Origin of the sequence: Robertkochia marina (genome assembly GCF_004799345.1) — a bacterium.
Taxonomy (GTDB): Bacteria; Bacteroidota; Bacteroidia; order Flavobacteriales; family Flavobacteriaceae; genus Robertkochia; species Robertkochia marina.
In genome coordinates this window covers 1,403,614-1,426,831 of record NZ_SSMC01000001.1, presented here as the reverse complement: position 1 = coordinate 1,426,831, position 23,218 = coordinate 1,403,614, and the positions used below count along the sequence as shown (strand labels likewise).

General features: G+C 42.8%; 20 protein-coding genes. 13 read left to right on the top strand and 7 right to left on the bottom strand.

Going from position 1 to position 23,218, the window contains the following annotated elements:
- The 5 genes from E7Z59_RS05910 (at position 1) to E7Z59_RS05890 (ending at position 4,999) form a co-directional block, all read left to right on the top strand.
- A complete protein-coding gene (locus E7Z59_RS05910) occupies positions 1-1,461 on the top strand; it encodes a glutamate synthase subunit beta (RefSeq protein ID WP_136335352.1) in 1,461 nt (486 codons plus the stop codon).
- An 80-nt stretch (positions 1,462-1,541) separates the two neighbouring features.
- Positions 1,542-2,099 (top strand): PepSY-associated TM helix domain-containing protein, encoded by a 558-nt coding sequence (locus E7Z59_RS05905; protein ID WP_136335351.1) that lies wholly within the window; start codon positions 1,542-1,544, stop codon positions 2,097-2,099.
- 134 nt (positions 2,100-2,233) lie between these two features.
- The gene (locus E7Z59_RS05900; protein WP_136335350.1) at positions 2,234-3,097 is read left to right on the top strand and encodes a sigma-70 family RNA polymerase sigma factor; all 864 of its coding nucleotides are present in this window, start codon (positions 2,234-2,236) and stop codon (positions 3,095-3,097) included.
- 264 nt (positions 3,098-3,361) lie between these two features.
- Positions 3,362-4,021: a ribulose-phosphate 3-epimerase gene (rpe, locus tag E7Z59_RS05895; protein WP_136335349.1), complete on the top strand. Its 660-nt coding sequence runs from the start codon at positions 3,362-3,364 to the stop codon at positions 4,019-4,021.
- Positions 4,022-4,999, top strand: coding sequence for a YpdA family putative bacillithiol disulfide reductase (locus E7Z59_RS05890; RefSeq protein WP_136335348.1), 978 nt, complete (start codon positions 4,022-4,024; stop codon positions 4,997-4,999).
- 23 nt (positions 5,000-5,022) lie between these two features.
- On the opposite strand, the gene E7Z59_RS05885 is transcribed toward E7Z59_RS05890, so the two are convergent.
- The 3 genes from E7Z59_RS05885 to E7Z59_RS05875 all read right to left on the bottom strand — a co-directional run bounded on the left by E7Z59_RS05885 (position 5,023) and on the right by E7Z59_RS05875 (position 7,202).
- The gene (locus tag E7Z59_RS05885) at positions 5,023-5,445 is read right to left on the bottom strand and encodes a CBS domain-containing protein (protein ID WP_136335347.1); all 423 of its coding nucleotides are present in this window, start codon (positions 5,443-5,445) and stop codon (positions 5,023-5,025) included.
- An 11-nt stretch (positions 5,446-5,456) separates the two neighbouring features.
- Entirely contained in the window at positions 5,457-5,876 is a 420-nt protein-coding gene (locus tag E7Z59_RS05880) for a hypothetical protein (RefSeq protein WP_136335346.1), read from the bottom strand.
- A 117-nt stretch (positions 5,877-5,993) separates the two neighbouring features.
- Positions 5,994-7,202, bottom strand: a complete 1,209-nt coding sequence (locus E7Z59_RS05875) for an SGNH/GDSL hydrolase family protein (protein WP_136335345.1) — start codon at positions 7,200-7,202, stop codon at positions 5,994-5,996.
- Positions 7,203-7,599: 397 nt separating this feature from the next.
- Here E7Z59_RS05875 and E7Z59_RS05870 point away from each other — a divergent pair, with 397 nt between their 5' ends.
- Together E7Z59_RS05870 and E7Z59_RS05865 are read left to right on the top strand one after the other, a co-directional pair.
- Entirely contained in the window at positions 7,600-7,785 is a 186-nt protein-coding gene (locus E7Z59_RS05870) for a hypothetical protein (RefSeq protein ID WP_136335344.1), read from the top strand.
- Positions 7,786-8,011: 226 nt separating this feature from the next.
- Positions 8,012-10,036 (top strand): S9 family peptidase, encoded by a 2,025-nt coding sequence (locus E7Z59_RS05865; protein ID WP_136335343.1) that lies wholly within the window; start codon positions 8,012-8,014, stop codon positions 10,034-10,036.
- 474 nt (positions 10,037-10,510) lie between these two features.
- Here E7Z59_RS05865 and E7Z59_RS05860 read toward each other — a convergent pair whose 3' ends face one another.
- From E7Z59_RS05860 to E7Z59_RS05845, 4 genes are all read right to left on the bottom strand, one after another.
- A complete protein-coding gene (locus E7Z59_RS05860) occupies positions 10,511-11,158 on the bottom strand; it encodes a hypothetical protein (protein WP_136335342.1) in 648 nt (215 codons plus the stop codon).
- Between the two features lie 89 nt (positions 11,159-11,247).
- On the bottom strand, positions 11,248-12,591 hold the full coding sequence (locus tag E7Z59_RS05855) for a cytochrome-c peroxidase (protein WP_136335341.1): 1,344 nt from the start codon (positions 12,589-12,591) through the stop codon (positions 11,248-11,250).
- A gap of 116 nt (positions 12,592-12,707) precedes the next feature.
- A complete protein-coding gene (locus E7Z59_RS05850; protein ID WP_136335340.1) occupies positions 12,708-13,424 on the bottom strand; it encodes a hypothetical protein in 717 nt (238 codons plus the stop codon).
- A gap of 202 nt (positions 13,425-13,626) precedes the next feature.
- Positions 13,627-17,676 carry an ATP-binding protein gene (locus E7Z59_RS05845; RefSeq protein WP_136335339.1) on the bottom strand — a complete coding sequence of 1,350 codons (4,050 nt, stop codon included), beginning with the start codon at positions 17,674-17,676 and terminating at the stop codon, positions 13,627-13,629.
- 323 nt (positions 17,677-17,999) lie between these two features.
- Between E7Z59_RS05845 and E7Z59_RS05840 the strand changes: the two genes are divergently transcribed.
- The 6 genes from E7Z59_RS05840 (at position 18,000) to E7Z59_RS05815 (ending at position 23,162) form a co-directional block, all read left to right on the top strand.
- Positions 18,000-19,112: a helix-turn-helix domain-containing protein gene (locus tag E7Z59_RS05840; RefSeq protein WP_136335338.1), complete on the top strand. Its 1,113-nt coding sequence runs from the start codon at positions 18,000-18,002 to the stop codon at positions 19,110-19,112.
- A 294-nt stretch (positions 19,113-19,406) separates the two neighbouring features.
- A complete protein-coding gene (locus tag E7Z59_RS05835; RefSeq protein ID WP_317130458.1) occupies positions 19,407-20,090 on the top strand; it encodes a DUF6134 family protein in 684 nt (227 codons plus the stop codon).
- The gene (locus E7Z59_RS05830; protein ID WP_136335336.1) at positions 20,083-20,760 is read left to right on the top strand and encodes a CPBP family intramembrane glutamic endopeptidase; all 678 of its coding nucleotides are present in this window, start codon (positions 20,083-20,085) and stop codon (positions 20,758-20,760) included. The genes E7Z59_RS05835 and E7Z59_RS05830 overlap by 8 nt, the downstream gene beginning before the upstream one ends.
- Positions 20,757-21,746: an NAD-dependent epimerase/dehydratase family protein gene (locus E7Z59_RS05825; protein ID WP_136335335.1), complete on the top strand. Its 990-nt coding sequence runs from the start codon at positions 20,757-20,759 to the stop codon at positions 21,744-21,746. Before E7Z59_RS05830 ends, E7Z59_RS05825 begins: the two co-directional genes overlap by 4 nt.
- The gene (locus E7Z59_RS05820; RefSeq protein ID WP_136335334.1) at positions 21,736-22,617 is read left to right on the top strand and encodes an SDR family NAD(P)-dependent oxidoreductase; all 882 of its coding nucleotides are present in this window, start codon (positions 21,736-21,738) and stop codon (positions 22,615-22,617) included. Before E7Z59_RS05825 ends, E7Z59_RS05820 begins: the two co-directional genes overlap by 11 nt.
- 68 nt (positions 22,618-22,685) lie before the next feature.
- Positions 22,686-23,162 carry a hypothetical protein gene (locus E7Z59_RS05815; protein WP_136335333.1) on the top strand — a complete coding sequence of 159 codons (477 nt, stop codon included), beginning with the start codon at positions 22,686-22,688 and terminating at the stop codon, positions 23,160-23,162.
- The last annotated feature ends 56 nt before the right edge of the window (positions 23,163-23,218 follow it).

Genomic DNA, 23,218 nt, shown 5'->3' with positions numbered 1-23,218 from the left:
ATGGGAAAACTAAGAGGATTTTTAGAATACGAAAGAACTAACGAAACCTTGGCTCCGGTAAAGGAACGGGTACATCATTACCATGAATTTACCATTGCTCCATCAGAGACAGCTCTAAAGCATCAAGGAGGCAGATGCATGGATTGCGGCATACCCTTTTGTCATAGCGGTTGTCCCCTGGGAAATTTAATTCCCGATTTCAATGATGCTGTTTACAACAATCATTGGAAAAAAGCCCTTGAATTGCTTCACGCCACCAATAATTTCCCTGAATTTACAGGAAGACTCTGCCCGGCACCCTGTGAATCGGCCTGTGTACTGGGTATTGTTAAGGCTCCTGTAGCAATTGAACTGATCGAAAAAACGATTGTTGAAAGAGGATTTTCTGAGGGGTGGATCCAACCTGATCCACCTGAAAACAGAACAGGAAAAACCGTAGCCGTTATAGGCTCCGGACCGGCAGGTTTGGCCGCCGCCCAACAGCTAAATCGCGCCGGACATGTTGTTACTGTTTTCGAAAGAGATGATCAACCCGGAGGATTGCTTCGTTACGGCATTCCTGATTTCAAACTTGAAAAACATTTAATAGACCGCAGAATTGACATCCTGAAACAAGAGGGGATTGAGTTTATTACAGGAAAAGAAGTAGGCAAGGACCTCAGGATCGAAGACCTGAATACGTTTGATGCTATCCTGCTTTCAGGAGGCGCTACCAAACGCAGGCAGCTACCGGTAAGAGGGAGTGACGCAAAAGGAGTAATTCAGGCCATGGATTATCTCAAACACAAAAATAAATGCGTTCAAAAAAGTATCCCGGAAGACCCTGAGCTCCAGGCCTTAAATAAACATGTGATCGTGATAGGAGGTGGCGATACCGGTTCAGACTGTGTTGGTACTGCCAATCGTCAAGGGGCAGCATCGGTAACCAATTTTGAGATCATGCCCCTACCTCCCGGCGAACGCACCGATAAGCATCCTTGGCCCTATTGGCCCTTTACCCTTAAAACCACCACCTCCCACGAGGAGGGCTGTGAGCGGGAATGGAGTATTATGACCAAAGAATTCATTTCTGATGCAAGCGGGAATCTTAAGTCGTTAGTAACGGTAGACGTGCGGTGGGAAGAAATTCCGGGAGAAGCTCCAACATTAACAGAGATCGAAGACAGCGAAAGAGAATGGCCCTGTGATATGGCTCTTCTGGCTTTGGGCTTTACCGGCCCTGAACATACCCTGCCGGAACTCTTTAATGTTACCACCGATTCCCGCAGCAATATTAAAGGCGAGAATTACCAAACCAACATTCCTCATATATTTACCGCCGGCGACATGCGACGAGGCCAATCTCTCATCGTCTGGGCTATCTCTGAAGGACGGGAAGCTGCCAGGGCTATTGATCTTTATTTGATGGGTAAAAGTGATCTGCCTACCAAAGAAAAAGGCGACCTGCCAAAAGCTCATTAACAATGAGTCCGCTTTTTAACAAAGCCTTTTTACACTGCAATAAAAAATAGTTTTAAGTTTGGGAGCCTCAAAAAAACACCATGAGCCTGAACAGAAAGAAACACGCTAAAATTTTACGAGATTTCCGCAAAGTACACCGATATACCGGAGCTTTATTATTCGTTTTCTTTTTTATCATTGCGATCTCGGGTACCTTGCTAGGGCTCAAAAAGAATACCGGCGATCTGTTACTGCCTAAAACCAGGACAGGCACCTCAGAAGATCTTTCTAAATGGCTGCCACTCCCGGTTCTGGAACAGAACGTATACGAATACATGAAGTCTCAGGGAGCGACCACAAACGAAATTGACCGTATAGATATACGCAAAGACAAGGGTATTGCTAAATTCATACTTAAAAATGACCTGAAAGAGATCCAAATTGATGGTGCCACAGGAACAGTTCTCAGCACCGGAAAGCGCTACAGCGATCTTCTTGAAGACCTGCATGACGGCTCTTTTGTAGATGACACCTTCAACCTTCCGAACGGCATATTCAAAATAATCTATACCGTGATATGCGGCATTGCACTTCTCACATTTACCATTACGGGGTTTTGGTTATGGTACGGACCTAAACATATGAAGCGGGCACGATAGAAATAAAACGCCTTCGGCCCTTTATAACAGGGGGCTTCATAATTTAATTTATTTTTTTTGTAACCTTTCCTGAAGTTCTTACGTATAACCTCTTGCATACCCATTATTCACTTTAAACATTCAGGAAAGATTAGATGAGACAGCTCAAAATTACGAAGCAGGTTACTAACCGTGAGACCGCTTCCCTGGACAAGTATCTACAAGAAATTGGTAAAGTTGACCTGATCACCGCCGACGAAGAGGTGGAATTAGCGCAGCGTATTAAAGCCGGAGACCAACGTGCCCTTGAAAAATTAACCAAGGCGAACCTAAGATTCGTGGTTTCTGTTGCAAAACAATATCAAAACCAGGGACTAACCCTTCCTGACCTTATCAACGAAGGAAACTTAGGACTTATAAAGGCCGCACAACGATTTGATGAGACTCGTGGTTTTAAGTTCATTTCCTATGCAGTTTGGTGGATTCGTCAGTCTATCCTTCAGGCATTAGCAGAACAATCCAGAATTGTACGACTTCCTTTGAACAAGATCGGATCTATCAATAAGATCAATAAAACATTTGCATTTCTTGAGCAGGCTCATGAACGTATTCCATCTGCCGAGGAGATCGCCAAGGAATTAGACATGTCGGTAAACGATGTAAAGGAATCCATGAAGAATTCGGGACGACATGTTTCCATGGATGCGCCTTTGGTAGAGGGAGAAGATTCTAACCTTTACGATGTACTGCGTAGTGGAGAGTCTCCAAACCCCGACAAAGATCTTCTGCATGAAAGTCTTCGTACCGAGATCGAAAGAGCACTTGAAACCCTTACCCCAAGAGAGGCCGATGTGATCCGTTTGTATTTCGGACTGGGGGATCAGCATCCTATGACCCTGGAAGAGATTGGTGAAACCTTTGACCTGACCCGTGAAAGGGTTCGTCAGATCAAAGAGAAAGCCATCAGAAGGCTTAAACATACTTCAAGAAGCAAGATCCTGAAAACCTATTTAGGATAAGAAAGATGCGGTATTTCTAAATTATTTTTGTATTTTAACGGATAATTGTGTAGAATTACCTCAGAAAATATATAACGCTACAACAGTTTATCATAACTGTTCGTTTTTTGATTGATGAATGAACTCCGGCTGATTACCGGAGTTTTTCATTTTACCCCCCTGCCGGTTCTACTCTTCGGTTGCCTAACCCATTCGTTAACACCTTCTAAAACCATCACGGCAAAAGATTAATTTCATGTATTTTTGCAATGAAATATTTTTTCTATGAACAAAAAGATAATTGCCCCCTCTATGCTGGCGGCCGACTTTGCAAATTTGCAAAGAGATACCGAATTGGTAAATGCATCTGATGCCGATTGGTTTCACATCGATATTATGGACGGGGTTTTTGTACCCAACATCTCTTATGGGATGCCTGTTTTAAAGGCTATACAAAAGCATGCCACCAAGCCCCTGGACGTTCACCTGATGATTGTTGACCCTGACAGGTACATTAAAAACTTTGCTGACCTGGGTGCTGAAATACTCACCGTTCATTATGAAGCGTGCACCCACCTGCACAGAACCCTGCAGGCTATCAAAGATCACGGTATGAAAGCCGGGGTTGCCTTAAACCCTCACACCCCTGTCAGTGTTCTTGAAGATCTTATTCACGATATCGATCTTGTACTGATCATGAGTGTGAATCCCGGTTTTGGCGGACAAAAGTTTATTAAGAACACCTACAAAAAAGTAGAACAATTAAAAGCCATGATCCTGGAACACGGAACGAACACCCTGATCGAAGTTGATGGGGGTGTGAATGCCGACAATGCCGGAGCCCTTACAAAGGCAGGAGCAGACGCACTGGTGGCAGGAAGTTTTGTATTTTCAAGTGAAGATCCCAAAGCAACCATTTCAAATCTAAAAGCGGTTATATCCTAGATGACACATAAAGAGCTTATCATTATTGGCGGAGGGCCCATAGGCATTGCCTGTGGGCTTGAGGCTAAAAAAAGAGGAATTGATTACCTGATCTTAGAAAAGGGAACCCTGGTGAACTCCTTGTTCAACTACCCTGTAAATATGCAGTTCTTTTCTTCTTCTGAAAAGCTTGAAATTGATGATATCCCCTTTATCAGCAAGGAGGCAAAACCCAAGCGCAATGAGGCCCTGGAATACTATCGGCGCATTGTAACCTCCAATAAACTGAACATCCATCTTTTTGAAAAAGTGGAAGAGGTTAAAAAACAAGATCAGCAGTTCGAGGTGAGGTCCAATAAAGTCACATACCGCAGTGACAACCTTATCGTAGCCACCGGTTTTTATGACCTTCCTAATCTATTAAATGTTCCCGGAGAAGATAAACCCAAGGTTTCTCACTATTACAACGACCCTCACTTTTATTCCATGCAAAAACTGGCCGTCATAGGCGCAAGTAATTCGGCCGTAGACGCTGCCCTGGAATGCTACCGTAAAGGAGCTGAAGTAACCATGATCGTAAGAGGACCGGCTATTGGTGAACGGGTGAAATACTGGGTAAAACCCGATATTGAAAATCGCATAAAAGAAGGTTCGGTAAAAGCGTATTTCGATGCTGAAGTGGTTTCTATACAAGACAACACCATCACCATAAAACAAAAGGGTAAGATGCAGGAGATCGAAAATGATTACGTGCTTGCCCTGACGGGTTACCGACCCAACTTTTCATTCCTGCAAAAAATGGGGGTAGCACTCTCTGACGACGGCAAATACTACCCGCAGTACAATGAAGAAACCATGGAAACCAATATCAGCGGACTTTATCTCGCAGGGGTTATCTGCGGAGGAATGGACACCCATCTTTGGTTTATAGAAAACTCAAGAATTCATGCCGAAATGATTCTGGAACATATCTGTTCAAAGAAAAAGGTGAATTCTTGAGTCAGTAGCGCTGTGCTCTTGTTTTAGTAAGCTTCATTCAGATAGTACCGAATAACATCGGTGGTGGTTACAATGCCCACCAATTCATCATTATCTACTACAGGAAGGGCGTGAAAATTTCTCGATGCCAGGATAGAGGCCGCCTCTTTGATAGTCGACTCAGAGGAAACGGTTTCTGGAACCCTTGTCATCACCTGAGAAAGTCTGAACATATTATAGACCACTGATTCTACTGTATCGTCATCCTCATCAATAACATCGGCATAACTGATTCGCATCAGATCTGTAAGGCTCAAAATACCTACGATCTTTTTGCCATCCAACACCGGGATGTGCCTTATTTTATGTTTACTGAATAAACGCTCTGCTTTATAGAGATCATCGCTAATATTTAACTGTACCAGCTCTGTGGTCATGATCTTTTGTACCCTATCCTTTGTGTCCATAATTTTGGTTTTTATGATGTTGGCCCATTCGGTTTTTTACTCTCTAAAATTCGATCGGCGAGTGTGAACAGCTTCCTTTTAAAGTCCCTGAATTCATCTTTAAAAGCAAGGATCTGATCTTTTACTGATTCATGCTCCCGGTAATAAAGACTCCCCAGCCCTGTATGCTCTTTCTCGTAGATACCACCCAACTTGTTTATATGATCAAGCAACACTTCATATGTCCTCAGCCCGGTATCTTTAAGTCCTTTAAAGCTGTGAAGAAGATCTTCCTGTAATTCAAAATCTTCCTTATTATCAGGAACATACTTATAACTATTGAGTAACTTTTCAAAAAAGCTATACTCGTCCTGACAAAAGTTTAATTCTGACTTCCAGGCTACTGATTCCTCATGAAGATCCTGTAATGCTTGCTCATTCAAATCATTCATTGGTCATGAATTATCTATCTTCAACTGTTTCTAAATTAAGACAATACCCGTTTCGAAAACATGATTTTTGTCATTCTAAATATGTAAAAAACAACTGTTTTGATTTACATAAAGTATTTATCCTTCCCCCGGCATTCCTTCCCGGTTGTTAAGCAGACTCCGGTAGAAAGGTTGAAGCTGTTGGGCCATTAATTCGTGTTCTTTAAGGTCCGGATGACCGGCGCAACCTGAAATATATCTGTCCCTAAACTCGAACACCTCTATAACTTCCGAAGAACCGAAATGATCTTTTACCCGAAACAAACAATCTGAAAGTATTCTGTTCTGCTCAGCGTCTAACATGGGAGAAGTGAGCAACCCAAAGGCTGCATCAGGATATCGCCTATCCAGTTCCTCCAGAAAGCGAATATAAGCAGCGGTAAATTTTTCAGGATCGAATGGCGCTCTGTTCTCCGGATCAGATCCTTTAGAAAAGTCATTGGTACCCAAACATACACTCACAATATCAGGATCCCATCCCTCCTGATTCCACCGGGCCCGCCTACCTTCATCCAGGTAAAGATTCCCGTAAACATCAGGCATTACCTCTTTGCGGTCTGCACGGTAATTGCGATAGATCCCTATACCGCTGATCGCGCTTAAATTATAATCGGCATCAATACTATTGGCCACCTGAACAGCATAACCTTTCCAGGCATTGTGCTGATCGTAATTCACATCGGTACCACATGGTATATCAGCTGTATCTGCACCATAGCCACAGGTAATGGAATTCCCTATAAATTCGATCTGAAGGTCTTTCTTATAAACAGATTCCTTTATTTGCTGAGCGTCGGCGTCTATAAAAACAATGGCTCCGTTATGGGCTTCAGTAAGTTTATGTATCCCGATTTCATACCAGGTATTTTCATCTTCAAATCCAACCTCTACTGCGGTGAGCCCCTTCCCTTTGATCTTATATTTATTTTCCGGCTCTCCGTTCACGGTAACTAACACGTAGGCATGATCATTGCCTGGTGTTCTCATACGAATGTGCAAGGCTCCTCCCCTGGCTTGAAACCGAACCGCAGAAGCCGGACTGATCAGTTCTATACTTCCATCAGCAGCTGTGGTGGTTCGTCCGAAAGTGGTGAAAAAATTCCTGAAACCTATGTCGATCTCATCGGTTTGCCCATATAAATAGGCCATTCCGGGCTCTGTACTTTCAGCACCTTCATCAATATGTTCCGGCTCCGGTTCAGGAGGGGCCGATGATTTTTCAGGCTCCTGTCGACAACCCGTTAAAACTGTGAGTAAAACCAATAAAAGGAAAGAGAATCGTATCATATAGAGGGATTTACCCTTAAAGATAACACATGACACTCAGAGAAACAATACGAAATAAGGTGTATTAAAAAAAGGGAATGCCCCTATCTTGCGACAAAGGCACTCCCGGAAGAACGAAGTAAGTAAATTGATTATTTACCGAATCACCTACCCAGATAAATGATACGGCTGAAACAGCATTAACTGTTTACATTACAAACCTAACCCTAAAGTGTTATGTAAAGGTTTCTTGTATAAAAAGTAATCATTGCCCTTGTGTTATTAACTTAAAGATATTCTTAAGGCGTAAGGAGCCAATCCCTTATTCGGAATTTTAAAAAAGTGAGATTATTGTAAGATTTTACTGATTAATTATTTATTTATTATATTACAATGCCCAAATTTTATAAATACTATCATGAACCTGACACGCCTGAACATTTTGATTCTGGGGGTAGCCCTTGTTATCATTGGATGCATCCTCCATTTATTCTATTACGACCTCTCTGATTTTATTCTCGGCATTGGCCTCCTTATCACCTTAAGCGCCGCCTTTTTATTCACCTTCACCCCGGAAAATAATGAGGTGAATGATGACAATTAGCCCCAGAACAAGGTCAGATATCAGCTATTCGTTTAGTTTTTTTCATCTCCCCTGATCTACAGTCAATGGATTTGACCATTTCTTTGTTGACGTTCCCCCACCGCTGCTGAATTTATTTGAGCTTCCCGAATTGTCAATTCCAGCCTACCCACCTACCCGCTTACCCGCCCACCTACCATATTTCCCAAAAAACTCCTACATTTAGAGCTCTTTTAAGCCAAACAACATGAAAAAATACCTGCTTTTCTTATTCATTTCTATTACTTCATTCGTAAAAGCACAGGAGAAGAACACCTTTGATTACCTTGATGTTTTTGAACTCGAATACATCTCAGACCCTCAGATCTCTCCTCAGGGAGATCAGGTGATCTATGTGCGCAACTACTTTGACATCATGGATGACAAACGAAAAGGTGATCTGTGGATCTATGATATTGAAGATGAAAAGCATTATAAGCTCACCAATGGTTCGGGAAATGAATATGCTGCCAGATGGTCACCAAATGCAGACCGCATTGCTTATATAAGCAGCACTGAACAGGGAAGCGAGCTTTTTATGTACTGGACAAAAACGGGAACCTCAGCCCGTATCTCCAGGCTGGAGAAAAGTCCCGGCAACCTGAGTTGGTCGCCCGATGGTCAATGGCTGAGCTTTTCGATGCAGGTGGAAGAAAAGGAGCCGGTGATCGCGAAAATGCCGGAAAAGCCTAAAGGAGCTGAATGGGCAGGAACAGCCCGTATTACCGACCGCCTGAAACACGAAGCTGATGGCCGAGGCTACCTGTCTCCGGGTTACAGTCATATTTTCCTGATCCCCGCAAACGGAGGTAGCCCAAGACAACTTACCAACGGGGACTTTAACCACGGCGGAGAGGTATCCTGGTCGCCCGATGGTAATTCCATCTATTTTTCGGCAAACCGAAACGACAACTGGGAATATGATTTCAGAAACAGTGAGATCTACCGGCTGGACCTGAAAGATCTTAATATTACAGCCCTTACGAATAAAAAGGGGCCTGACGATAATCCGGTGGTTTCTCCTGATGGAAAAACGATTGCCTTCAGAGGATTTGAAGACCAGGTACAGACCTATCAAACCGAAGACCTTTTTGTAATGGATATTGATGGTCAGAATATGCGCTCGCTCACTGATCAACTTGACCGAAGTGTATTTGCACTCACCTGGAACAAAAAAGGCGATAAGATCTATTTCATGTATGATGATAAAGGAAACACCAAGATCGCCTATACCGACCTGAAAGGAAATATCAAGACCATAGCCCACAATCTCGGTGGCACCTCTGTTGGTCGGCCCTATGGCGGCGGATCGTATTCGGTCTCTGCCAAAGAACGTATAGCTTACACCTATACCACCCCGGAGCACCCGGCAGAACTGGCCTTGTCTGAGAACAAAGCAAACACTACCGTCAAGGTTTCTGACCTGAATTCAGATCTGCTCGGGCACAAGGAACTTGGAGCCGTTGAAGAAGTATGGTATAAATCATCGGTTGATGGCCGCGATCTCCAGGGATGGCTGGTAAAGCCTCCTTATTACGAGGAGGGTAAAAACTACCCTTTAATCGTTGAGAATCATGGAGGCCCTATTTCTAACTACGGGGATCGGTTTTCTGCAGAGATGCAATTATACGCCTCAGCCGGTTACATGGTGTTTTACCCCAATCCACGCGGGAGCACCAGTTACGGAGAAGAATTCGGAAACCTCCTCTATAACAACTACCCCGGAGATGATTACCAGGATGTCATGGATGGTGTAGACCACCTTATCAAAGAAGGCCTGGCCTCAGAAGATCAGCTCTTTGTTACAGGAGGTAGTGCCGGGGGTATCATGACAGCATGGATCATCGGGAAGAACAATCGTTTTGAGGCAGCAGTGGTGGCCAAACCGGTTATGAACTGGATCAGCAAAACCCTGACAGCCGACAATTATTACGGTTATGCCAATTACCGTTACCCCGGACAACCCTGGGAAAATTTTGACACGTACTGGAAGTTCTCACCTATCTCCCTGGTAGGCAATATAGAAACCCCTACCATGGTGATGGTGGGAATGGAAGACCTGCGCACACCCCCCAGTGAGGCAAAACAATTGTACCATGCCCTGAAGCTCAGAGAAAAGGAAACCGTATTAGTAGAAATACCCAAGGCCTCTCACGGTATCGCCAACCGTCCGAGTAACCTGATCTCCAAGATCGCTCATACCGTGGCCTGGTTTGATAAGTACAGGAAGTAAGTTCGAGGGACGAGCCTGCCTGCCTCAGGCATGGTTTGAGGGACTGGTTTGGGCAAGTACTACCATTAAAGATAATCGAAGTAAACCTTAAGCACACCCCTTCCGGCTGCGCCACCTTCCCCTCATAGGGGAAGGAGAAAGAATCTTTTTATAGAATGAATTCCTATTAAAAATCCAATTTTGAATATGGAATATACCCCCTCCTTTCCAAGGAGGGGTACCCGCTTTGCGGGTGGGGTGGTTCTTCGTCTTCGCGAGGGACCGAGCGTGTAAAAAACAGCCAGTGGCTGTTTTTAGCGAAGGAGCCAGCTGGCGCGCTGGTAAAGGCGACGTGGCGACCTGCCCGGCATGCCACGGCAGACAGGTCTCCCTAATCTTCCTCAATGCCTTCAAGTACAATAGAAAGTTTCGGAATTGAAACTTACCCCTTCTTCTTAAGCAGGGGTGGTTGTACCATGTCGTTGACGGAAAAGGTCATTTCAATGATATCCTTACCTCTTTAACGAGATCGATCAAAGTACCGGGTGGATCACCCTCTCTCCATTCATACTTCACTTTTGCATTTACCTTCTTCTTTTCATTATCCGGGGAAGAAAGGCTACCCTGAAAGTGAACATTCCACTTCCATTTAGAGGACTTTTCATCCATGGTCGAATGTACCCTTACATTACCTTCGGCCAAAAGAGGTGGGGATTCAAAGAACGGGCACCAAACCGAAAAATCCTCCGTATCCAGTGGCCCCTGAAATACTTTGACGGTCATCTCTCCTTTTATGAGTTCATGAATGCGGTCATCTTTTTTAGGGTGATTAACCTGTTGTACCGCCACCCTGTCATCGGGTACACCTCCACCACAATACGTTGGCAGCACCTCAGGATAACCAATGGTAGCCACTAAATTGTTTTCATTATCTACAAGGGTTATGGCAAAACGACCCTCCACCTCTTCTCGGACTATATAAACGGCAGACTGAGATGGAGGCTCTTCATTTATGTCCGTCCTGTTATTATTCATTAAAGACTGAGTTGCATTAAGATCTGGTAATTCTTCACTCTTACTGGTGAACCCGTAAATCAGGAGCACCGCTAAAATGACTGTTACTATTTTTTTTAGGTTCTTCATTTTTATCAAATTTATTGGTTGTTCTTTTTACTTATATTTTTGCTGCAGATTTGCTATTACCAATTTAACCGGATGAGTGGGTTATTATTTCACTCACACCCGAGATCTATTTTCGACTGGGTATCGGCATTGGGAAAACAGTGGCCACTGGGTAATGCTTCCGGAACGTAGCGCTCCAGGTTGGGGTCGTAAAGGGCATTCTCTACGAAAGCTACTAATTGAGTTATTTCCTCCTCTGTCAGATTCAGTGGAATAAACAAGGGCGAAAGCTGTCCGCCTTGCGCTGCAGCATTCTGAGCGATTGCCTTATTCTTATATCGTATCACTTCTTCGACAGAGCTGAAACCACCTCCGTGGCCCAAAAATTTAACATCCTTCAAATTGTACAGCTGTGGGGTTTTGAACATAAAATTATCCTGAGGATTCAGGCTGAACCCTCCCCTTCCCATCTTGGTTTCCTCATCTATTTCTCCGTGTACGCCTGTCCCTGAAAGGTCAGACATACCAAGATTATGAAAGCTCATCCCGTTCATCCCGGGGCCTGAATGGCACTGGTAACAATTGGCTTTTCCGTAAAAAAGGCTGGCTCCTGCAAGTTCCTTTTCACTCATGGTCCTACGTTCCCCCTTAAGCCATTTTTGAAAAGGTGCCTGTGTGGGTAACACAGTACGCTCATAAGCCGCAATTGCCAGCCCTGCATTTATTTTTGTGTAGCGTTCTTCCGGAGGAGCATCGGGGAAAGCCTGATCAAAGAGCGATTTATAGGCTGTGTTATTGATCAATTCCATGGGGATATCTAAACGATGGACATCTATTGCGGCAATGGCTTGGGTCTCTACCCCTGAAAACCCCAGGTTGTTCTTTTCTTTGGGAGTTCCTGCACTCCAGGATGCCTGGGTTCCTTCGTTAATTCCCAGGGCTCCAAATTGTCCGTTCCAAAGCATCACCTCCTGGTAAGCTACGTTAAGTATACTGGGACTACGAATGGGCTGTACATCGAGTTCTTCGGTCTGGTATTCGACCGAATTATGGCGGGTTTCTCCCTTCAACCCAAATCCGATGCCACCCTCTCCTATTCCCTGGATGACCCCGGCCTGGAACCCGGCTTCGCTATGGTGACAACTGGCACAGGAATACGTAGCCTTTCCAACCTCCTTTTTAGGTAATACACCTAAAGCGGTTTCGTGAAAAAGGTGTTTGCCCAACAAGACCTTTTCTGCTGTGATAAGGTTGGAAGGGTCTGCCGGTATCTCGGAATACTGATCACTTTCGGGCAGGATGAGCTCAGAAAGACTCCCGTACAGCGTTTCCAATTGCTCTTGCAAGACTGTATCTTCTGATGGTGTATCTATGGTCGTATCGTCTGAACTACAGGCCACTAAAAAACCTGAGCAACAAATGAGCCAGACGATGTTTTTTGTAATTGGGAACATGGCATGGTGTATAAAACCGTCACTATCAAAAAAGGGTAACTGTACCGGGAAGACAGTGACGGTCTGGTTGGTTGGATTGCTTATCTTAAATTATATTGCGTAGTATTCCTGATAAATCAGGAGCCCGCATGAAATGCCTGAAGGAACTCGTAGCATGGTGCAGCAGGACCGGCTCCATCAGGATCGCCTTCACAACCTCCATACAAATCCATGAGTTGCATGGGCACATTCCCCGGATCTAATTCACCATGGGTTTTGGTTAAAATGAGAAAGGAATCGGTCATTGGGTTCTCCAATGCTGAACTTGCAATATCAACATCAGGGTTCGTGAAATCTTTGGGACCATTGATATCAAAAGGTAAATCAGTAACATCGAAGAGGTTACTCTCATCTCCTTTCTTTACGAAACCACTTATATTAATTTTACCATTTTTACCGATCACGTGCCCCCCTACATTTGATACATGATACGGGAATGCCTCTCCGGCCCTTATGGCCACGAACCACAGGGTAACAGCATGCCCCTCTGCATCAAAAGAATAATTTTCAGCACTGAACTTTACACTTACTCCGTTTGAAGTGCGCTTTATGGTTGATTGTGCATCATCCAGAGACATGAGACTAAAACCATCATTGATATCCTGTAAGGGCTGAACATCTCCGGATTTATTGAGAACACCTTTATTATTGGTGTTATTAAAAAAGGCACTAAATGCGCCAAGGTACACCTCAGAAACCTCCTCCTGTTCCGGTAATTCCGCACCCACATTTTCACTACACGCGGTAAAGACCAGGAGCATTAAAACGGACATTAAAAAACTAACTTTTTTCATGACATTATTATTTATTGGTTAGAAATACTACCCTAACACAGGTCGGCCTTTAACCGGAAGAACGGGGAACGCGGTCTTAATAAGAATAAATTCTGAAACGAATTTTTATGAAATAAAATTAGCGGGAGAACAAGGAAATGTATGGTAGTATTCGTGCAATTTAATGGAGTATTATTGCAAAAGCTTTTGCAGACCTCCGGATCTAAAGGGTTTCCCCTAAATTGGTCAATTCACTTGGAGATACACCGAATTCTTTCTTGAAGCATTTAGAAAACCAGGAAGCATCACTGAACCCGCAGTGATAACCTACCTCAGCAACAGTGAGGTCGGTCTTATTTAAGAGAGTCCGGGCGTGTTGTAAGCGAATTGCACGAATATACAGGGCTGTAGATCGCCCGGTTAGGTTCTTGATCTTGCGGTAGAGTTGGGAGGTACTCAAATTCATTTTCTCAGCCAGGGCATCGGGTCCGAAACCGGTATCTGACAGATCTTCCTCCACATACTCCACAACCTGGTTTATAAATCGCTCTTCAGGTGCCCTACCCTCAAACTTCAACCCGGGCACTGCAAATTTCTCCCGTAAACGCTCCCGCTGTTCCAGGAGCTTGTTTATCCTAAGGAGTAGTTCTTCCGGAATAAAAGGTTTGGTAAGATAGGCATCGGCTCCGGCCTGAAGGCCCGTAAGGCGATCCTTATCTGCGGCTCTGGCAGTCAAAAGGATGATGGGTATATGATCTGTTCTTCTGTCATTTCGTAATTGTTCACAGAGCTGAAAGCCATCAAGCCCCGGCATGGAAACATCACTCAGAATGATATCAGGGATCTCTTCCAGGGCAGTTTGCACCCCGGCAGTACCGTGATGTTCAAAAAAGAGGTCGTAACGGGAGTCAAGGATCGTTTCAATATAATGGCACACATCCTTATTATCTTCGATCACTAAAACCCTGAGATTTCCTTCAGATTTTTCACGAGGTTGATCAGTACCTGGGTAGTGATCTTTGTAACCAGCAGTATGCTCAATACCAAAAGCTCTTTGAAGCACTTCTTTTTTGCTTACTTTATCGGCATTGGTCAACAACGGCAAACACACAGAGAATTCACTTCCCTTACCGGGATTACTCCTAACACTCACTTCTCCCGATAAAAGTCGGACATATTGGCGCACCATGGCTAATCCGATCCCGGAATGTGCTTTACTCCCAACGTGAGTTGCGGGAGCAGTGGTAAAATAACGATCAAAGATCTTCTCAAGAAGATCCTTCTCCATACCAACTCCGGTATCGATCACCCTTATTTCAAGATCCCGGTCGGTTTTATCCAATTGTACAGTAATACTACCTCCGGCTGGTGTGAATTTAAGAGCATTGGAGATCAGGTTTCTGAGTATCGCTGCTGTTTTCGATGGATCCATATCCATCCAAATTTCCTGATGGGATGTCTTCAATATTAAATCAACATTTTTTACACGAGCCAGCGATTGAAAGCCTTCACATAGATAACGCACAAAGAACACTATGTCTTGATGAACCATTTCTCCTGTCATTACACCCCGGTTGTCTTTAGAGAGATCAAGAATATCATTGACCATTTTCAACAGCATACTTCCATTCCTTTCGATCATATCCAGCCCTTTCAAAAAGCTTTTTTCTGAGGATAAAGTCAATTTCCCTTTGAGGGTTTCGGTCATCCCCATGATCACGGTAAGCGGGGTTCTGAAATCATGGGTGATATTGGCGAAAAAATCATCCTTCATCTCGTTAATCTCCAGCAATTTTTGACGCTCTGCCCTGGCTATCTTCCTGTTTAAACGAATTCGGTAAAACCCGGTAATGAGCAATAAGAGCAATGCACAATAAACTACATAAGCAAGGGTGGTTTTGTACCATACTGCAGCCATGTTCAGGTGTAAAACAAGTGGTGTACCAGAAACCTGTCCCCGGGTACTCATCGTACTAACTTCCAGCGTATAGCTTCCGGGCTCCAGGTCGATCAGTTGAATTTCATTTCCTGTCAACTTGTTCCAGGAAGATGTATTGGGAAGTAAACGGTGGATGAATGAATCTTTTCGGTCTGAAGCAATGGCAATGCGGTTAAACTCCATGACTACCGGTAAATCACCTTCAGAGAGCTTTATTTCCGGATCGTTCTCCCGATACCCCAGATATTCAATTCCTACCCCATTCATATACGTTACCAAACTATCTCTTAGCCTAAGGTTAGAAACAAAAATATTTCCCAAATCAGCTTCTCCATAAGTGTCTGAGGGTGTAAAATACAGCAGCCCATCATATGTTCCGAGTAAAACAGTCCCGTTTGGATTTACAAAGCCCGAATGGAATTCATATTTCGTGATCGGAGTCTTCCCCCCTGGTGCATGAATAGTAAAGGTTTCCGTTTCCGGGTCAAATTCAAACAACCCCTGGCTGGTAGTAAGCCATAAATTTCCATTTTGATCTTCCAGTAGGTTTTTTACCCTTGGGCTATAAACATGTGCAAAACTAGACCAGGCACGAAATGTATTGGTCTTTTCTTCATAGAGACCAAGTCCGTTATTCATGCCTACCCATACCCTATTCTTACTATCAATGAGAATATCTCCTATTTCAATGAGATCGCCGGAAACCTCTGACGTATTAACCCACCTGCCAAAGTGCTCAAATACACTTTCCTTAAGCTCCTGACCCTTAAACCCAATGCGTCTCATGCCATCAAGAGCACCTGCCCAAAGAATGCTGTCATTTTGTATTTCGAGTGTAAACAGATAGCCGTTTGACCGTGTAGTGTTCTTAGGAATGAGCTGACTATAAGTACGCATGAATAGCGGCTCATCTCCATCCTTTTTAACACTGAAGAGCCCGGCACCTCTGCTAACTCCCCACAGAATACCGAAAGCATCTATTTTGATCTCATTGATCAGTTCATTGCGCTCAACAAAATCAGCATCACCATCAAGCTCAAAGTAATAAAATTCCGGATTGCCGGGATCAAACTCTATAAGATCTGCAAACCCGAGTCCGGAACGTGTAGCATACCAAAGCCTGTTTTGCAATGTATCTAGAGTCAGGGCCTGAACACCATTTTTTACGTTGCTATCATCATTTGTTAAAAGTGAAGGAGGAAAATAAAAGGATTCTTCCTTATTGATGTAATTAATACCACCGTCATTTAAGGCAAGCCACATTTCCTCATTGTATTGAATGACATCTTTAATATGATTACCATAAAGCGAACTAAGTGACTTCTTATCCTGACGAAGTATACTAAATACATTCTTATTGAAATCGATCAAGGTAACCCCCTTGGGAGTCGATGCCACCAGGGTTTCCTCATCATACCTGATGAGATTGGTAACAAAATCGTCGATCACTCCATATGTATCTTCGCTCTCCTTCGGCAGATGATTCATGGTCTCGCCAGATTCAAGATCTACTAACCAGATTCCCATGTTGGTGGCTACCCAAGCAGTTGATCCTTTCTCCTTTACAATTTTACCAACCATCAAACGCTTTTGTTCAGCCCCGAAAAGTATCTCATCAACAGTACCTTTTTGCTTATGGTAGGCATACAACCCATCGGGATGAGAACTGAAAATATAGGGCCCGTATTCGTAATAAAACCATGTCAACGTTTTTCCGGCCTGAAATAGCGGTTCCCGACCCGGTTTATCTCCGGTTCGCAATGGGCACATATACGTATACCCCTCATAGTCTGCATACCACAATGTATCTCGGGCACTGGCATAAACATAATTTATACCCTTATCTCCCAAAAACTGCTCAGAGCTCAAGGTACCGTCCTCCCGCCTGCTTATTCGAAAAATTCCTGAATTCTGGGTAGCTAACCAGATATTTCCACTAGTATCTACCGTCATAGAAGGGATAAGATTATTAATTCCGGGATCAAATCCGGGTATCTCCACTTTAATGAATCTGCCTGTTTTTCTTTCATAAAAACAAACGCCCTTAAGGTTAGCTATCCAAAGATCTGAGTGTTGATCTTCAACGATGGCCATTACATTGTTATCGGGCAGGGAATATTCATCTAAGGGATCGTGGAGAAACTTTTTAAAATCAATTCCGTCATAACGTGTTAAGCCATGATCAGTAATAAACCACAGGTACCCTTGAGAGTCTTTATAGCCCTGATAGACATCCGTTGCAGTTAATCCTTCCTTTCTTGTAAGGTGTTTATAGGTAATGGTGTCTTTTTGCCAGAACTGGGCATTTAATTGGGTACTGAAAATCGTCCCCATTATAAAGATGAGGAACAGGGTAACATACTTAAATGTTGTGCAGAACAGTTTCACTAGAACAGCTAAATGCGAACAGATCACTCCCCGGACCTTAATAATCAACGAACCAACCCATCGCAACTTCAAAAGACCTGCTCAAATCAACACTAATTTACTGATTTATTGACGCTTAGACGTTCACAAATTTGTCAATTGTATTAAACTTTTATCAAAGATCATCGACAAACAAAAAAACATAAAGCACTCATTTACTGTTTCTTATAGAAATAGTTTGATAATTATTTCAGAAAATCAATTAACTTTAAATAGCAAGAAATACAGGAATGATAGCCGAAATTGTAAACTTTATCCTACTGGCAGGAATTATTCAGGGAGGGTTATTTATTTTCGTCACCTTCACCATGAGGAAAAAGATCGAAAAACCTGTTGTTTATCTGAACCTGGTGGTCTTGTTTCTTTCCCTAAACAATCTTCAGGCCTACCTTATTGAAAAAGGCCTTATTTTCGATAATAATTTTCTGAGAAACTTTCATGTACCCTGGTATTTTTTCATTCTGCCTTCATTTTATGCATTTACCATTAACTTTCTCGGACTTGCAGACAAAGTTAAAAGCTACTTCAGGATCACCACGATAATTTTTTGCATTGAACTTATTATATGGACGGGGCTAATTCTTTATTTCACTCCTGGCCGGGAAGACATTGTTAATACTTTCGACCATTCGGTAGAACTCATTAATGCTTGTTACAGTATTTACTTTTTCTATTTGATCATAAAGATCATTTTCAATCCCGGTAAATTTGCCATTTCGGAGCTTTACTATCAGGACGTACTCTGGCTGCGAAAATTTGTTTATATGGGATTCCTCGTTATTTTCCTCTGGTTATCATTTATTGCCGTTAACCTCAATTTAGATGCTGACAATAATTTTATCAAATACCCTTTACAGATAAGCAGTTCCGTCTTACTATATTACCTGGGTTACCGCGGCTTCATTAAATTTTCCATCAATCAGAACAGGCTTCAGTTAAGAAGCCTTATCCAGGCTCAAGAAAGTAGCAGGCTAAATAATTCGGTTTACCAGTTTGGAGGAAAACAAGAGGAAAAACTGCAGGAGATCGATCGTTTTATGAAAGAGAAAAAACCTTTTTTAAACCCCCTGTACAGCCTGGACAACCTGGCTGGAGATATAGGAATAAGTTCTAATTATACATCACAGATCATTAACCAAATGGCGGGCAAACATTTCGCTGATTATATCAACGAATTTCGCGTGGCTGAAGCCAAAAAATATCTTAAAAATGAGGAGTTCCAAGACTATACGGTTGTTGCCATTGGGCTTGAATGTGGCTTTAATTCCAAGTCTTCCTTTTACTCGGCCTTTAAAAAATATACCGGAGAAACCCCATCTTCTTTTCGAAATAAAAACCTTTGATCTGTTCCGGGATTATTGAAATTCATAGTATCCGGACCTCATCCTTCTCCATAAAAAAAACAGGTCCAATCATTAGATATTTTCAGGCTCTAAGCAGGTAAAATCCACTTTATCGGCCATTTCAAATAGTTTCTCATTTCTCCTATTTTATTGAAAATCATCTTTCCGGGACCCCTTCTTTCCCGGCTATATATAATTTCGATCCAAATTAATTTCAATCAGGCGTTGCCTTCTGTTCTTCTTCAAACAGGAAATTCTGAAGATAACGGCAGTTAAAACTAAACTAAAACGATCATGATCTGGGTCCTGGTAATATTATATGTAAGAAGACTTCTCAGGGGGACCGGTAAAACTAAGTCGCAAAGGATCAGCCGCCCCGAAAGAAATATCTCCTTTTTACTTTGTTTCCTTTTATCTGCTCTTACCCCCCTTCAAAGCCAAAACAAGCATCTCTCTTTTAAGGTTCTAAAAGGAAATAAAACTTTAGGAAAGATTGATATGCAGCGAATAGTTAGAAACGACAGTACTTACTATAAGGCTGAAAACCAAATCAAGTTCAAATTTATACGTGAAATTGAGATTGAAGCCCGCGAAAACAGTGTTTATCACGAAGAAAAGCTTCAGTTTTCTGAGATCAACAGAAGTATCAACGGAAGTGCAAAACCCAGGATACTTCTTCACTATTCCAAGGGGCGTTATCGGGCCTCAAGGGGTAACCAAACCATTGAATTGCCTGACGCTCCCATTTCAACCAACCTGATCACCCTTTACTTTAAGGAACCCTATGACGGCATGGAAGTGTATTGTGACAATCACCAAGAGTTCAGTCGTGTACACAAGATCGCTCAAGACAAATACCTGGTAACCCTTCCTAATGGTGGCCGAAATATTTTTCACTATAACAATGGTCATTGTGTTAGGGTAATTGCCATACAACCCCTATTCCAGGTACAGTTAATTGCAATGAATAATGAATAACCTTATCCATCACATATCGCTATGTACAGTTGTTTTTCTTGCCTTCCTCTTGTTTTCGCTCCAAGCTGCAGGAAAGCAGGAAAAACGACTTTCGCAACAACTAAAACTGGGAACGATTAGTGGTAAGCTCATTCAAATGCAAATCATGGGAACTTGTATCCTTGCCTTTTCATTGGTAATACCAACCCCTTATCTTTCGCTACCTTCCCTTTTAAAACAGCCCCATTTTTCGGGATATTTAACCTCTACATATCTCGTATTGATCTTAATGACAACAGGGCTGGGTATATTTTCTGCCCGAAAGGTACTGGAAGAACAAACTTTCAAACAGATACTTCCCGATTATTATAACGCATTCACCTACCTGATCTCAAGAATCATTTACTTAACCGTTTATGAATTATTCTTTCGCGGTGTACTGTTCCTGGGGGTATTACTATTCACAAACGCCTTAGTTGCTGTACTGATCAACCTCATACTGTATTTCCTGATCCATATCAGGGATTCAAAGGCTGAACTCATAGGAACTATCCCTTTTGGGTTGGTTTTATGTTATACCACGTTTCACAGTCAATCGGTTTGGCCGGCAATCTGCCTTCACCTGCTACTGTCACTGAGCCATGAAGGCTTTTTACTATATCACCTAATCCTAAAACCCATAAAAAAATGAAAGTTCTGATCACAGGAGTCACAGGATACCTTGGAAGTCGACTTGCCCTGCACCTGGCAGGGGCAGGCTACACCGTACATGGATTATGTCGGAACAGATGCAGCTGGAAGCATTCTGACACCAACAATATCCGAATCTTTGAAGGAGACCTGACAAAGCCCTCTACAATTGACCTAGCTATACTTGGCTGTACAACGATCATTCACGCCGCGGCTTATACAAGAATGAATGACCCCTATATGAAGAAATTTTATGATGCCAATGTGCAAGGCACCTATAACCTTTTGATCACTGCAAAAAATCATAACATCGAAAAATTCATCTTTATTAGTTCCTTATCAGTTCTGGGGAAGTCATTTCCGGGAGTTCCTATCCATGAAAAGCAACCAAGAACTATAGCCTATCAAAATCACTATGAACTAACAAAGGCTATGGCTGAAGAACTGGTCATTGATTTTGGAAAAGATAGTGTGCCCTATCTCATCCTCAATGTCAGCCGCTTGTATGGCCCCGGGAATTACACTTTTTCTAATGGTGTTAATCGATTCCTACAACGGATTGCAAAGGGAAAGTGCATGATCCTGCCAAACCGTCTTCACACAAAAGCGAACTACCTTTACATAGATGATGCCCTTCTCGCTATTGAAAAATGCCTGCATCCGGGGAGTCCCTTAAACGAAAGGCTCATCGTCGGAGGTGAAAACTGCGACTACCGCAATCTGATCAGGATAGCTCGCGAAAAGAGTGGAAGCAGCTTAAAACTAATCTGCCTCCCCTATGGATTGGTGCGTACGATAATAAAATTTATTTACCTGGTGGGTAAACTACTTGGTGTACATGGCACTTTCAATCCCAAGCTCCTGGATTCACTTTTCACAGAGAGAGAGGCTATGATTACCCATGCCAGAACACTCCTTCACTATAATACAACAGGCCTTGAAAGAGGTATAGAAAACACCTTAAAATTTATGAACAATGAAAACTGATACCTTTACATTAATAACAGGGGCCAGTCAGGGTTTTGGTAAAGCTCTGACGGTTGGCTCTGCCAGGAGAGGGAAAAACCTGGTTTTGGCTGCCCTACCCGGATCAGGGCTACCTGAACTGGCACTTTTCCTGAAACGCAATTACGATGTTAAAGTACATATCTTTGAAGGAGATCTTACCCGTTCAGAGAATTGTCATGCCCTGTATACTATTGTGAAGGAGCAAGATCTGAAGATCAATTCACTGATTAACAACGCCGGCATTCTGAGCAGGGATTACCTTGAAAACCTCACCTGGGACTACCTGCAATTGCAGATGAACCTGAATATGCTCACCCCTACCTTACTCTCAAAACTTTTCTTGCCCACGCTCAAACAAAACATTCCTTCAAACATTTTAAATGTGGGCAGTCTTGCCTGCTATTTTTACTTACCCGGCAAACAGGTGTATGGGGCTACAAAAGCATTTATACTAAGTTTTTCGCAGAGCTTACGAAGAGAGTTAAAGGGATCGGGAGTCAAGGTAAGCGTGGTTTGCCCGGGTGGCATGAACACTTCCGCCAGTCATACATATCAGAACAGAACCGCCGGGTGGTTTACAAGACAATCCATAATGAACCCCGAAGAGGTGGCAGAGATCACTTTGGATAAGTTAATGGAAGGTAAGGAGATCATTATTCCCGGAAAGGTTAACCAAAGCTTCCTGGTGCTCGATAAGATATTACCAAAGTATTTGAAAGAACTTATAACTGCTAAGGCTATGAAAAACCTGAATAATGGAAACCCCAGAACTAATAAAGCCGTTCACATTCCTCATAAACACCGATCTCACAATAAATTGAATAAATCTCCTAAAGCTGTATTCCAATGAAAACAATGATCCCGTTTATCATCATACTATTCCAGTGGAGTGTGTGGTGTCAAAACACCACCTAATTGATGCATAAATTCATTAGAGTTTATGATCATTCTGATCATAAAACAGGCTATGGAAAAGTGATTTCCATTACCGATCAATCCATTATTATTCAAAGACATGGAGAAAGAATCGAATACCCCTATTCTTCTTTTTACAAGATCAAAACAGGTCGCTCAGCGGGATACAGGATCGGAGTGTCATCATTAGCATTTGGGGCACTTGGTTTAGTTACAGGAGCCCTATCCTTTGAAGAAAATAGTTTCTTTACTCGCGGTGATACAATCATATTCTTTGGGTTGGCCGGATTCCTCGTAGGAGGGGTCGTTGCACTGGCATCGCTCCCCTTCAAAAGATCAAAGACCTTCTACGCAAAGGATTTTCGTCCGCACATGGAGAGCATTTCCATAAACAACAATCCGCCTGATATAACCCCGGTTTTAAATCAAAACGCTTTTACCACCGGAATGATCAGTACAGAAATAAATCTTGAAAATTGACACTCCTTTATACTTAAAACAGTCACTGGCTGATTTTTACACGCTCGATTTTAACC

Bases quoted from the DNA above. Each gene is read 5' to 3' on its own strand.
- E7Z59_RS05880 (WP_136335346.1), bottom strand. From the start codon at position 5,876: ATGAATGATTTGAATGAGCAAGCATTACAGGATCTTCATGAGGAATCA.
- E7Z59_RS05820 (WP_136335334.1), top strand. From the start codon at position 21,736: ATGAAAACTGATACCTTTACATTAATAACAGGGGCCAGTCAGGGTTTT.
- E7Z59_RS05855 (WP_136335341.1), bottom strand. From the start codon at position 12,591: ATGTTCCCAATTACAAAAAACATCGTCTGGCTCATTTGTTGCTCAGGT.
- E7Z59_RS05870 (WP_136335344.1), top strand. From the start codon at position 7,600: ATGAACCTGACACGCCTGAACATTTTGATTCTGGGGGTAGCCCTTGTT.
- E7Z59_RS05865 (WP_136335343.1), top strand. From the start codon at position 8,012: ATGAAAAAATACCTGCTTTTCTTATTCATTTCTATTACTTCATTCGTA.
- E7Z59_RS05885 (WP_136335347.1), bottom strand. From the start codon at position 5,445: ATGGACACAAAGGATAGGGTACAAAAGATCATGACCACAGAGCTGGTA.
- E7Z59_RS05845 (WP_136335339.1), bottom strand. From the start codon at position 17,676: ATGGGGACGATTTTCAGTACCCAATTAAATGCCCAGTTCTGGCAAAAA.
- E7Z59_RS05905 (WP_136335351.1), top strand. From the start codon at position 1,542: ATGAGCCTGAACAGAAAGAAACACGCTAAAATTTTACGAGATTTCCGC.
- rpe (WP_136335349.1), top strand. From the start codon at position 3,362: ATGAACAAAAAGATAATTGCCCCCTCTATGCTGGCGGCCGACTTTGCA.
- E7Z59_RS05910 (WP_136335352.1), top strand. From the start codon at position 1: ATGGGAAAACTAAGAGGATTTTTAGAATACGAAAGAACTAACGAAACC.
- E7Z59_RS05825 (WP_136335335.1), top strand. From the start codon at position 20,757: ATGAAAGTTCTGATCACAGGAGTCACAGGATACCTTGGAAGTCGACTT.
- E7Z59_RS05835 (WP_317130458.1), top strand. From the start codon at position 19,407: ATGATCTGGGTCCTGGTAATATTATATGTAAGAAGACTTCTCAGGGGG.
- E7Z59_RS05875 (WP_136335345.1), bottom strand. From the start codon at position 7,202: ATGATACGATTCTCTTTCCTTTTATTGGTTTTACTCACAGTTTTAACG.
- E7Z59_RS05815 (WP_136335333.1), top strand. From the start codon at position 22,686: ATGCATAAATTCATTAGAGTTTATGATCATTCTGATCATAAAACAGGC.
- E7Z59_RS05830 (WP_136335336.1), top strand. From the start codon at position 20,083: ATGAATAACCTTATCCATCACATATCGCTATGTACAGTTGTTTTTCTT.
- E7Z59_RS05850 (WP_136335340.1), bottom strand. From the start codon at position 13,424: ATGAAAAAAGTTAGTTTTTTAATGTCCGTTTTAATGCTCCTGGTCTTT.
- E7Z59_RS05900 (WP_136335350.1), top strand. From the start codon at position 2,234: ATGAGACAGCTCAAAATTACGAAGCAGGTTACTAACCGTGAGACCGCT.
- E7Z59_RS05840 (WP_136335338.1), top strand. From the start codon at position 18,000: ATGATAGCCGAAATTGTAAACTTTATCCTACTGGCAGGAATTATTCAG.
- E7Z59_RS05860 (WP_136335342.1), bottom strand. From the start codon at position 11,158: ATGAAGAACCTAAAAAAAATAGTAACAGTCATTTTAGCGGTGCTCCTG.
- E7Z59_RS05890 (WP_136335348.1), top strand. From the start codon at position 4,022: ATGACACATAAAGAGCTTATCATTATTGGCGGAGGGCCCATAGGCATT.